This window comes from Bacteroides mediterraneensis, from assembly GCF_025993685.1.
GTDB classification, from domain to species: domain Bacteria; phylum Bacteroidota; class Bacteroidia; order Bacteroidales; family Bacteroidaceae; genus Phocaeicola; species Phocaeicola mediterraneensis_A.
The window spans coordinates 228174-240839 of the sequence record NZ_DAJPEN010000001.1; the positions used below are offsets into that span (position 1 = coordinate 228174).

Sequence of the window (12666 nt, forward strand, 5' to 3'; positions counted from 1 at the left end):
AAAATAATGAATATGATGAAAAAATATATATTGCTGGCAGCTTGCGCACTGGGTTTGTCATTGAGTAGCTGTGAAGATTTTTTGAATTATACTCCGACTGCAGTAGTAGACGAAGATAAGGCCTTCTCTGATCCGGAGAAAATGGTAAATGCGGCTTACGCTATGTTGGGCGACTGTTGGTACACTTATCCGTTCAACTTGTTCCCTTATGGCGACGTGAGTTCGGACGACTGTCTGAAAGGTGGTTCAGGAACTACGGATACAGGTTATCATGCTTTTGATATCTGGACTACATTGACAGCCACCACTCCTGGTGAGATGGATGAATTGTGGTATCGTTTGTATGTAGCTGTTTCCCGTTGCAACCGTGCATTGCTTGCGCTGGAACGTAATGGCGATCAGCTGGGCGAAGATGTGAAAACGCAGCGTGTAGCAGAAATGCGTTTCTTGCGTGGACATTTTTATTTTAAACTGCTGACGGTATTCCGTCAGGTTCCTTGGATTGACGAACAAGTAGTGGAAGATAATTCGTATGAAAAGGTCAGCAATACAGCCTTGAATTACCAGCAGCTGTTCCAGAAAGTCATTGATGATTTCAAGGCAGCTTATGATGTATTGCCGGTGAAAGAACCGGGTGAAGACGGTCGGGCTAACAAAGTAGCGGCTGCCGCTTATCTGGCTAAATGTTATCTGACTTTGGCATGGGGAGACGGATATGAAGCTACTACCGGTGACGGTTATATCAATTCTGAATACATGCAGAAGGTGATAGACTATACGGATGAGGTGGTGTCTTCCGATTACGGATATCTGGAAGATTATGGTGACATCTTCTTGCCTGCTTACAAGAACAGCAAGGAGTCTGTTTTTGCCGTACAATGTTCGGATTACGAAGATGACAATACAACTTACGGACGTGCCAACTGGTCGAATATGCTGAATGGCTGCTGGCAGATGTGGTCTTGCGGATGGGATTTCCACAAACCTTCTCAGAACCTGGTGAACGCCTTCAAGACCAAGAACGGCCTTCCGATGTTTGATGACTATAACAACGAGATTGATTATCCGATTAACGGTCAGCCTACCAGTCAGAAATGGGATCCGCGCTTGTTCCACACTGTAGGTATGCCGACCTTCCCTTACAAGTATGAAGCTGAATATACGATGACTACTGCCAATTCACGTACGCCGAATACTTATGGATACTATACTTCTCTGAAAGAAGTTCCTCAACGCTCTGAAGGTGAGACCTACAACGGTTCATGGCAGGCCTTTGCGATGAATGATTATGTATTCCGCTATACGGACGTGATGCTGATGCGTGCGGAAGCGCTGATTGAGTTGAACAGACTGAGCGAAGCAGAGGACATTGTGAATGATATCCGTAATCGTGCAAAGCAGTCAGTAGCCAAACATATTAGCTATGCAGCAGATCAGTGTGAGATTGCACTCTATCCGGACAATTATTTCTCAACCAAGGAAATAGCCCGCAAGTGTCTACGTTGGGAACGTCGTCTGGAAATGGCCATGGAAAACGGGCGTTTCTTTGACTTGCGTCGTTGGGGTATTGCGTCAAAGACTTTGAATGCTTACTTCCTCACCGAGCAGAATGACGTATATGAGGGTCAGCCTTATGGACAGTATTACAAGGACGCTCATTTCACTGCTGGAAAGAACGAATTCTTCCCTGTTCCTTACAATCAGATGTTCTACATCCCTGGATTGTACACTCAGAATAAAGGATATGAATAAATTTAAAGTTGTTCTTTCTCTTCCTCTCCTGGTTACAGAAGGGGAAAGGAAGAACAATCTGATTATTAAATAATATAACTTATGAACAAGTATGCATATACGATGAAAGTCGCTTTTCTGGGACTTTTTCTAGGATTGTCACCGATGGCGCAGGCTGATGCTGCGTGGACAGTCCGTCATCTGGTGAACGAACAGAGTATCATATCTTTGGAGGTGACTGAGAATTATTTGCTCCTTCCGATTCAGGATGATGCCCCTGAAGGTAAGATTGCTGTGGTAAAGGATAACGAGTTGGAAGGTACTTTCATGAATGTCCGTCTGGCTCGTGAAAGAGTGGATTCATACGTACCCTTTGCTTTGTCGGCTTACAAAGGTCAACATGTCTCTATCGATATTCAGGGCGTTCCTGAGAGTGCACTCTGCTGGAAGGAATTGAAAACAGCTGAGACCTTTGATATGACAAACAAAGAGAGCTTCCGTCCGGTTTATCATCATACACCGGCATACGGCTGGATGAACGACCCGAACGGCATGTTCTATAAAGATGGAGTTTATCATTTGTATTTCCAGTACAATCCTTATGGTTCGGTATGGGGTAACATGCACTGGGGACATTCCACGAGTACCGACTTGGCGCATTGGAAATATGAAGGTTGTGCCATCGTGCCGGATGCATGGGGAGCTATTTTCAGTGGCTCGTGTGTGGTAGACCATGAGAATACGGCTGGTTTCGGAAAAGGAGCTGTGATTGCTTTCTATACTTCCGCCAAGTCTACTCCGTGGGGCGATGTCCAGGCTGAGAGTATGGCGTATAGTCTGGATAATGGAAAGACTTTTACCAAATATGAAGGTAACCCGATTGTGACTTCTACTGAGAAAGACTTCCGTGACCCGAAAGTGTTCTGGTACGCACCGGGCAAGCACTGGTGTATGATTCTGGCCGTAGGTCAGCACATGGAAATCTATTCTTCTTCTAACTTGAAGGAATGGAAGAAAGAGAGTGAGTTTGGTGCCATGCAAGGTGCGCATGGGGGCGTATGGGAATGTCCGGATATGGTAGAGATTCCGGTGGAAGGTACCCGTGAGAAAAAATGGGTGCTGATTTGCAACCTGAACCCGGGTGGTCCGTTCGGTGGTAGTGCCGCACAGTATTTTATCGGTTCATTTGATGGAAAGAAGTTTGTGAATGAATTCCCGACGCAGACAAAATGGTTGGATTGGGGTAAGGACAATTATGCCACTGTCACTTGGAACAATGCTCCTGACGGCCGTTGTGTGGCATTGGGATGGATGAGCAACTGGCAGTATGCCAACAATGTGCCAACCCGACAGTATCGTAGTGCCAATACCATTGCACGCGACTTGACGCTTTATCGTGAGGGCGGAGAATTGTATCTGAAAAGCACTCCTTCGCCGGAGATAAAGAAGGCCCGTGGAGAAAAGGTTTCAGTGCCTGCGTTTAAGGTGGCAGGACAATACGAAGTGGCAAGCCTCTTGAAGGACAATGAAGGAGCCTATGAAATTGAAATGGTGATTCAGAATGCCGGTGCATCAAAGATTGCCTTCAGCCTGTTGAACGACAAGGGTGAAAAGGTTTCCATGTACTACGATGTGTTGCGCAAGCAGTTTGTGATGGATCGCAGCCAGAGTGGAAAAGTAGACTTTAGCAGTGACTTTCCGGCAGTGACAGTGGCCCCGGTAACCACGGAAAAAGAGATGACATTGCGTCTGTTTGTAGACCGTTGCAGCATCGAGGCCTTTGGGGAAGAAGGAAAGTTTGTGATGACAAACCTGGTGTTCCCGTCTGCACCTTATCATAAGATGTTGTTTGAGTCGGATAAAGACGGTTATAATGTGAAGGCCTTGCGGGTATATAAACTGAAGTAACAGGCTGTTTCTGCGTGGAAACAGCTTCTGGATGAGGATTTCCTTTTGTTTGTAAAAATGTTTCATCCTGTTTCAATTTTGTTTCATGCAACAATATTGTCACAGGATGTAACATTCCTTATCTCTCTCTATGAACCGATTGCCTATTTTTGCAGCAAACAAATAAAAACAACTTTCATGCTAACATGCTAAATTAAAATGCTATGAAGGCCGAAAAAAAACAGTTTTCTAATCGTATGGGAGCTGCAGTGTTGCTGCTCGCTTTGGCTTGTGTGAACGGATATGCACAAGAGAACAAATCCTCAAATGACGGTAATTCCAAGGAAGAAGGAAACCGTAATGTGATGTTGAATGCTGCGAGTGCGAATGGACCTCGTGAAATCCAGATTGGTCTTCCCTCTGCGGATGTGAACGTGCTGGAAAATGGGATTCCGGTAACCTATGCTACCAATCCTCACAGCGTGAATTCTTTGTGGCGTGCAGATGCCAGTTTGAGTCATGTCGGATTGCTGAAAATCTCAGAAACAGCCATTACGACAGGAAATATCGGTTATGCAGTCAACTCTTTTACCCAGCTGGGTGAAAAAGGTTTCAACGGAACCCTGAACTACAAGTCCAATCATTTTGGCATGCAGGAGATTTCATTGAACTTGAATGGAGAGATTGCAAAGGACTGGTTCTATAGTGGAAGTATTTACCAGGATTTCGACCCGGGAACCTTCAAAATCAAATCGACCCCGTTCCAGGATCGTACACAGATTTACAAGTTTGCCTTGACAAAGCGTTACAATCAGAACCGTGGTGAGTTTACGGCTATGTATCATTACAGCAACAGCCATCCGGTATATATGTATGCCACTCAGTCGGCTCCGTTCATTTATGTAGGCGATGGTAGCGTGAAGGAACTGGGCGCTTTTGCTTTGGGTACGACTTCCTACCTTCCGGTGGACAATGAGATGATATACCGTGACATGCGGACGGGTGAATTGAAGAAAACCAATTTGTATGATGCGGTGCAGAACAAGGGAAGTGAAGTGGCCTTGATGAATAACTATAACTGGGACAACGGCCTGTCGTGGAAGGTGATTATGAAATATGATCATGCGACCGGTTCTTGTGTGTACCAGACTCCGATGGAACTTTCACAGCGTGCGAACAGCAGCATCAATTATCAGTATGAGGGTGAAGACGGCCGCATGCAGGCTTACAATGGTGAATATGTGCAGAGCCGTATGTCTTGCTTGAACCGTGGATTCATTGACGAGTTTATGTTTACCACGGAACTTTCTCGTAAGTTGTCGAACGGTACATGGCGTTTGGGATTGAACGAATGGTATTACGACATTGATTATGCTTCTAATACCACCATGTACGACCAGTCGGTACCGACCGATGGAAGTTATCCGGTTCGTCTGTACAATCCGGGTTATGCGACTTCTACTTCCCGTTCGTATGATGGCAACGGATATTATTACGATTTTAACAAGAACGCATCGGAATATTACAAAGGTCATGAAAACAAACTGGCTGTGTATTTCACTCATGACTGGGATGTGACAGATAAGTTTAACCTTTACTATGGTGCGCGTCTGGAATATCAGGCACTTCGTGGAAACAATGCAGCCGTAAAAGATGCGGACGGTAATTTTGTAGGACGTTTTGCCGATTATCATTTAGGAGCTACAGCACCTAACGGAACAAAGATTGAACCTACTCCGATGGAATATGACTGGTTTAATTACGCTTTGAGTGCAGCTGCTACGTATAAGTTGACGAAAGAATTCGGATTTACCGGTGACTTCACTTATATTACCCAGCATCCGAGAATTGAAAACTTTGCTCCGGCTGTATTGCCGAACACCGATAAGATTTCAGTACCTCTGGGACGTGCGGGTATCTATTATAACAATGAATGGTTGAGCTTGACTTCTTTGTTCTCTTACATTTCAAAGACCAACAACAACTCTACATTGAACTTGCAGCACAGTGTGAATGGAGTGAATGAAATCCTGGCAGCACCGTTGAACTATGATATCAAGACACTGGGATGGACCACCGACGTGGTAGCTCGTCCGTTCAAGGGATTTGACTTGCACTTCCTCTTCACTTATCAGAAGCCGACTTACAAGAAGTATGAGACTTCTGTTAAATTCTCTGATGGTTATGTAGGTCAGATTAATGCCACAGGCAACATCGTAGCGGAAATTCCGCAGGTTATCGTGGAAATCGACCCGAGCTACATGATTACAAAGGATTTGAAAATCTGGACAAGTTTCCGTTACTTCAGCAAGACTTATGCCAACATCAACGATGCCTATTATTTCAATGGCCGTTGGGAAACTTTCGGAGGCTTGAACTGGCAGGTGAACAAGAAACTCTCATTGGGTTGTTCGGTTGTTAACTTCCTGAACCAGACCGGTGCCAAAGGTAGTATTGCCGGAGCAGAACTGGTAACGAAGGATGAGGCTGGAAAATATGCGAATACAGTAATGGCCGGTAGCTACATCCGCCCGTTCACGGTAGAGTTCTCTGCACAGGTAAAATTCTGACATTCATTTTTCTAGGTAATAAATATCTCCGGCAGGCCTTCGGGCTGCCGGAGTTTGAAAAGTTTTCAGTTTAGGTATTTCAATAATAAGAATAATTCGTATTTTTAATCCCAATAAAAACAACGTATCATGAAAAAGAATTTTGTTAACCTCGCATTAGGTGCGTTTTTCTTGACTGGTATGTGGTCATGCCAATCACAAAAGACCGACCTTGTATTTGAGCATCAGGGAGACACTCTGACTATTGTACATATAAAGAATCCTTCAAAATATTTGTTGCTTCCTATTCAAGAATCTTCCAATGAAGGGAAGGTGAAATTGGATACAGGTAGCCCTGCAGATACACCGATGGACGTTCGTCTGGCGGTAGACAGCGTGGAATATTATGTGCCGTTCGAATTGCCTGCAGGTGTGAAAGAAGCTACGGTGACAATTGGAAAGGTGGCTGCAAATGCCATTTGCTGGGATCATATCCAGCTTTCAGACACTTTTAATACAGCAAATACAGATTATTACCGTCCAGTATATCATCATACTCCGCTTTACGGATGGATGAACGATGCCAACGGTCTGGTTTATAAAGATGGAGAGTATCATTTGTATTTCCAGTACAATCCTTATGGTTCCAAATGGGGAAATATGCATTGGGGACATTCTGTCAGCAAGGATTTGGTTCATTGGGATCACCTGAAACCGGCTATCGCACGCGACACACTGGGACATATTTTCTCAGGAAGTACGGTAGTTGATAAGAATAATAGCGCAGGCTACGGAAAAGATGCCATCATTGCTTTCTATACTTCTGCCAGTGACGAACACGGACAGATTCAGTGCATGGCTTACAGCAATGACAATGGACGTACTTATACAAAATACGAGAAGAACCCGATTCTGACTCCGTTTGACGGATTGAAAGACTTCCGTGATCCGAAGGTGTTCTGGTATGAACCGGCTCAGAAGTGGTACATGATTGTTTCTGCCGATAAGGAGATGCGTTTCTACTCTTCTTCCAATTTGAAGGACTGGGAGTATCAGAGCGGTTTTGGAAAAGGATATGGCGTACAGCCGAACCAGTTTGAATGCCCTGACTTTATCCAGTTGCCGGTGGATGGTGACAAGAACAAGATGAAGTGGGTGATGATTGTCAATATTAATCCGGGATGTATGTTCGGCGGAAGTGCTACAGAATATTTCGTCGGTGACTTTGACGGTAAGGAATTTAAATGTGACACCAAACCGGAAGTGACGAAATGGCTTGACTACGGAAAAGATCATTATGCAACTGTATGTTTCTCAAATACAGGTGACCGTGTGATTGCTGTGCCTTGGATGAGTAACTGGCAGTATGCCAATGCCACTCCTATCCGTCAGTACCGTGGTGCCAATGCATTGCCTCGTGAACTGTCACTTTATACAAAGGATGGACAGATTTATATGGCGGCCAATGCGGTGAAGGAAACTGAAGCATTACGTAAGGATACCCGCAAGGTAGACAACTTTACGGTTAAAGATGAATATAAGATTGACGAAATTGTGCCGCAGACGGATGGGGCTTACGAACTGGAAATGGACGTGACTCCGGGTAAGGCACAGGTGGCAGGCTTTGAGCTGCTGAATGACAAAGGTGAGAAGGTGAAAATTTACTTGGACATGAAAGCTGGTAAACTGGTGGCCGACCGTACGGAAAGCGGTATTGTGGATTTGACACGTTACGGAGAGGTAACCGTACATGAAAAAGAAACAGATGATCACCGCAAGACAATGTCAATCAACTACAAGAATGACTTTGCACTGGGTACTTGGGCTCCGCTTTCATTGTGTGAAGGAAAAACTTATCATCTGAATATTTTTGTAGATAAATGTTCTGTTGAAATCTTTGTAGACGGTGGACGTATTGCCATGACAAATCTGGTATTCCCTACCAAGCCATACAACACACTGCGTTTCTACGGTGAAGGGGCTGACTACAAGGTGGAGAATATGAACATATATAAATTGGGGTTGTAATAAACGATAAACGAGAGACAGACATGACCATGAGAAACTTTTTTGTGACGGCTTTAGGTGTACTGGTGGGGTTTCAGTATGCGGGGGCTGCCGAGAAGAAAATTATCCGCATTTCTACGGATAAGACGGACTTGGTGCTTCAAGTAGCTGAAAACGGACGGCTTTACCAGACTTATCTGGGAGAGAAACTATTACACGAGGCTGATTTGGCGAATCTTGACTGGAGAGTACATCCTGCTTCGGATGCGAGTGTTTCTGCTCGTGGATGGGAGGTCTATTCCGGTTCGGGTAATGAGGATTTTTTTGAACCAGCAGTGGGCATTACTCATGCTGACGGGAATGCTTCCACTTGGCTATATTATGTGTCTTCTTCTTCAAAAAATGTGGAAGGGGGTACGCAGACCGATATCTTGTTGCGTGACGACAAATATCCGGTAGACGTGACATTGCATTATGTAGCTTATGAGAAGGAAAACATCATCAAAACCTGGAGTGAAATAAAACATCAGGAAAAGAAACCTGTCCAGTTGTTCCGTTATGCTTCAACCATGTTGTATTTCAATTGTCCTTCCTATTATCTGACCGAATTCAGTGGGGACTGGGCGAAAGAGGTACAGATGAGTACCCAGAAGCTGGAATTTGGAAAGAAAGTGGTCGATACCAAATTGGGAAGCCGTGCTGCCATGCATGCACAACCTTTTTTCATGGTCGGTCTGAATGCTCCTGCCTCAGAGAATCAGGGGGAAGTCCTGATGGGTACATTGGGATGGACTGGTAATTTCAGCTTTACATTTGAAGTGGATAACGTGGGAAACCTGCGTGTGATTCCAGCAATCAATTCTTATGCTTCAAATTATGAACTGGCGAAAGGAGAGGTGTTTACAACTCCAGAGTTCATCTTTACATTGAGTCATAACGGCACGGGTGAAGGAAGCCGTAATTTCCAGGAATGGGCGCGTAACTATCAGTTGAAAGATGGAAAAGGTACCCGTTTGAGTTTGTTGAATAACTGGGAAAATACGGGATTCGACTTTAATGAGGATATGCTGGTCGATTTGATTCGGGAAACGAAGGAACTCGGTGTGGATATGTTTCTGCTGGATGACGGATGGTTTGGAAACAAATACAAGCGTAGCGGGGATACTGCAGGACTGGGAGACTGGGAAACTACGTCTGACAAGCTTCCTGGTGGTATCAATGCCTTGGTGCAGGCTGCTCAGAAAGAAGGAGTGAAGTTCGGCCTTTGGATTGAACCGGAAATGGTCAATCCTCAAAGTGAATTGTTCGAAAAGCATCCCGATTGGGCAATCCATTATCCGAATCGTGACACTTATTATTACCGTAATCAGCTGGTGTTGGACTTGAGCAATCCACAAGTACAGGATTATGTATATGGTGTCGTAGACAAACTGTTGAAAGAGAATCCGGGTATTGCTTACTTTAAGTGGGATTGTAACAGTCCGATTACCAATATTTATTCTTCTTATTTGAAAACAAGACAGGGACGTCTTTATATAGATCATGTCAGAGGTGTCTACAATGTCATGAAACGGGTAAAGGAGAATTATCCGGATGTGCCGATGATGCTTTGTTCCGGTGGTGGTGCCCGCTGTGACTATGAAGCCTTGAAATATTTCACAGAGTTTTGGTGCAGTGATAATACTGATCCGGTAGAAAGAGCCTATATTCAGTGGGGATTCTCTCAGTTCTTCCCGGCCAAGGCTATGTGTGCACACGTTACCAGCTGGAACAAGAATGCTTCTATCAAGTTCCGTACGGATATGGCTTCTATGGGTAAATTGGGCTTTGATATTGGGTTGAAAGACTTGAAGGCTGAGGAACTGGAATATTGCCAGCTTGCCGTGGCCAACTGGAAACGTTTGCAGCCGGTGATATTGGATGGTGTGCAATATCGTTTGGTGTCTCCGTATGAATCCAACCACATGGCTGTGAATTACGTTAGTGAGGACGGTTCGAAAGGAGTGATATTTGCTTACGACATTTATCCTCGTTTTCAGGAGAAACTGATGAAACTGAAGGTAAAGGGACTGGATCCGAATAAGATGTATAAGGTGGAAGAAATCAATCTAATGCCGGCAAAAGATTCAGAACTGAAGGAGAATGGAAAAGTCTTCTCTGGTGACTATCTGATGAAGGTGGGACTGGATGTCTTTGGTTTCCAGCCGACTCAAAGTCATGTGATAGAGTTGACTGCTGAATAATCTCTGCAAAAAGAGAAAAGAATGTAAACTAAAAAACGAACGAAAATGACAAATACTCAATTAAAATATGCAAAGCTCTTCCCGGTGATGCTTTGTTTCTTTGCCATGGGATTTGTAGATCTGGTGGGAATCGCATCCAATTATGTGAAGGAAGATTTGAACCTGAGTGATTCCGAAGCGAATATATTTCCTTCTTTGGTGTTTTTCTGGTTTCTGATATTTTCCGTACCTACGGGAATGTTGATGAACCGTATCGGACGTAAAAAGACTGTGTTACTCAGTTTGGGAGTCACTTTCTTGTCTTTGCTTCTTCCGATGTTTGGCGATAGTTACGGATTGATGCTTTGTGCCTTCTCCTTGTTGGGAATTGGAAATGCATTAATGCAGACTTCTCTGAATCCGTTGCTGAGTAATATTATCTCGGGCGACCGTTTGGCCAGTACGCTGACTTTTGGTCAGTTTGTGAAGGCCATAGCTTCTTTCTTGGCGCCTTATCTGGCCATGTGGGGAGCTTTGCAGACTATTCCGACTTTTGGCTTGGGATGGAGAGTGTTGTTCCCGATTTACATGGTGGTGGCTATCTTTGCCATTCTGTTGCTTTCGGCTACTCCGATTACCGAGGAACAGCCGGATAAAGCTTCCGGTTTTACAGATTGCCTGAAGCTGTTGGGCAAACCCTTTATCCTGTTGTCTTTCTTGGGCATTATGTGCCATGTAGGGATTGACGTAGGTACGAACACTACTGCTCCGAAGATTTTGATGGAGCGTATTGGCATGACCTTGACGGAGGCTGGATTTGCGACGAGCCTGTATTTTATCTTCCGTACGCTGGGATGTTTTTCCGGTGCTTTTATCCTGCGGGTCGTATCTTCTAAGGTCTTTTTCTTGATCAGTGTGATTTGTATGATGCTGGCCATGATTGGGCTTTTCGCCTTCGATTCACGCATGGTTATTTATATATGTATTGCTTTGATTGGTTTTGGAAATTCCAATGTCTTTTCCATTATCTTTTCACAAGCGCTGTTGGCTATGCCGGATAAAAAGAATGAAGTGTCAGGACTGATGATCATGGGGCTTTTCGGCGGTACTGTATTCCCGCTTCTAATGGGAATAGCCAGCGATGCGGTAGGACAGACAGGGGCTGTGGCAGTGATGGCTGCAGGCGTGATTTATTTACTTTTTTATACATTGAAAATTAAACATTAAATAGTAAGACTATGAATAATACAATTGTCGTAGGTATAGGAGAAGCACTGTGGGACGTGCTGCCTGAGGGAAAGAAAATTGGAGGTGCTCCAGCTAATTTTGCGTATCACGTATCACAGTTCGGACTTGACGGGCGTGCGGTAAGTGCCGTAGGAGAAGATAAACTGGGTACTGAAATTCTGGAAAACTTCTATGAAAAGAATCTGCATTGTATGATTGAACGTGTGCCGTATCCGACAGGAACCGTACAAGTGGAATTAGATGCGGAAGGGGTTCCCTGCTATGATATTAAAGAAGGTGTGGCATGGGATAATATTCCATATACAATGGCATTGGAAGGGTTGGCCAAGCAGACTACAGCGGTTTGTTTCGGCTCTTTAGCCCAACGTAGTGTCGTTTCCCGCGAAACAATCAACAAGTTTTTGGATGCTATGCCGAAAGAAGGCACATTGAAAGTCTTTGATATTAATCTTCGTCAAGGATTCTATACGAAAGAAGTACTTTGCAACTCTTTCAGGAAATGTAATGTGCTGAAGATAAATGATGAAGAATTGGTGACTGTAAGCCGTATGTTTGGTTATCCGGGTATCGACTTGCAGGATAAATGCTGGATTCTGCTGGCAAAATATAACTTGAAAATGTTGATTCTGACCTGTGGGGTGAATGGCAGCTATGTCTTTACTCCGGGCAATGTGTCTTTTGTAGAAACTCCGAAAGTAGAGGTTGCTGATACGGTAGGTGCAGGGGATTCGTTTACAGCTACATTTGTGGCTTCTATCTTGAAAGGAAAGACGGTACGTGAAGCACATGAACTGGCTGTGGAGGTCTCTGCATTTGTATGTACTCAAAATGGAGCCATGCCTGAATTTCCTCTGTATTTAAGAGATAAAATGTAAATAATAAAAGGTTTATAAGTTTGTATTTTTAGTTTAGGTTAGATTTGAAAAGTATGCGGTTTGGGCTGTGACGGCTGAAACCGCATTTTTATTGTTTAATAATAAAGAAAAAACTCTTTCTGATAGAGAAGCTTTCCTTGCTTTGAT

7 protein-coding genes are annotated in these 12666 nt (G+C 44.2%); all 7 read left to right on the top strand.

The genetic code is table 11. The features are described 5' to 3' along the window. Positions 1-12 precede the first annotated feature (12 nt). The 7 genes from OIM59_RS00895 (at position 13) to OIM59_RS00925 (ending at position 12519) form a co-directional block, all read left to right on the top strand. The gene (locus tag OIM59_RS00895; protein ID WP_303894327.1) at positions 13-1752 is read left to right on the top strand and encodes a RagB/SusD family nutrient uptake outer membrane protein; all 1740 of its coding nucleotides are present in this window, start codon (positions 13-15) and stop codon (positions 1750-1752) included. A gap of 144 nt (positions 1753-1896) precedes the next feature. Continuing rightward, positions 1897-3639, top strand: a complete 1743-nt coding sequence (locus OIM59_RS00900) for a DUF4980 domain-containing protein (protein ID WP_303898130.1) — start codon at positions 1897-1899, stop codon at positions 3637-3639. Between the two features lie 203 nt (positions 3640-3842). Beyond that, positions 3843-6188 carry a TonB-dependent receptor gene (locus OIM59_RS00905; RefSeq protein ID WP_299170226.1) on the top strand — a complete coding sequence of 782 codons (2346 nt, stop codon included), beginning with the start codon at positions 3843-3845 and terminating at the stop codon, positions 6186-6188. 129 nt (positions 6189-6317) lie between these two features. Next, positions 6318-8195, top strand: a complete 1878-nt coding sequence (locus tag OIM59_RS00910; protein ID WP_299170224.1) for a DUF4980 domain-containing protein — start codon at positions 6318-6320, stop codon at positions 8193-8195. Between the two features lie 29 nt (positions 8196-8224). Beyond that, positions 8225-10417, top strand: a complete 2193-nt coding sequence (locus tag OIM59_RS00915) for an alpha-galactosidase (protein WP_299170222.1) — start codon at positions 8225-8227, stop codon at positions 10415-10417. 45 nt (positions 10418-10462) lie between these two features. Beyond that, positions 10463-11623 (top strand): MFS transporter, encoded by a 1161-nt coding sequence (locus tag OIM59_RS00920; RefSeq protein ID WP_299170220.1) that lies wholly within the window; start codon positions 10463-10465, stop codon positions 11621-11623. An 11-nt stretch (positions 11624-11634) separates the two neighbouring features. Next, positions 11635-12519 carry a carbohydrate kinase gene (locus OIM59_RS00925; protein ID WP_299170218.1) on the top strand — a complete coding sequence of 295 codons (885 nt, stop codon included), beginning with the start codon at positions 11635-11637 and terminating at the stop codon, positions 12517-12519. Positions 12520-12666 lie beyond the last annotated feature (147 nt).

Coding starts and splice junctions, on each gene's coding strand:
- OIM59_RS00895 (WP_303894327.1), top strand. CDS start 13: ATGATGAAAAAATATATATTGCTGGCAGCTTGCGCACTGGGTTTGTCA.
- OIM59_RS00900 (WP_303898130.1), top strand. CDS start 1,897: ATGGCGCAGGCTGATGCTGCGTGGACAGTCCGTCATCTGGTGAACGAA.
- OIM59_RS00905 (WP_299170226.1), top strand. CDS start 3,843: ATGAAGGCCGAAAAAAAACAGTTTTCTAATCGTATGGGAGCTGCAGTG.
- OIM59_RS00910 (WP_299170224.1), top strand. CDS start 6,318: ATGAAAAAGAATTTTGTTAACCTCGCATTAGGTGCGTTTTTCTTGACT.
- OIM59_RS00915 (WP_299170222.1), top strand. CDS start 8,225: ATGAGAAACTTTTTTGTGACGGCTTTAGGTGTACTGGTGGGGTTTCAG.
- OIM59_RS00920 (WP_299170220.1), top strand. CDS start 10,463: ATGACAAATACTCAATTAAAATATGCAAAGCTCTTCCCGGTGATGCTT.
- OIM59_RS00925 (WP_299170218.1), top strand. CDS start 11,635: ATGAATAATACAATTGTCGTAGGTATAGGAGAAGCACTGTGGGACGTG.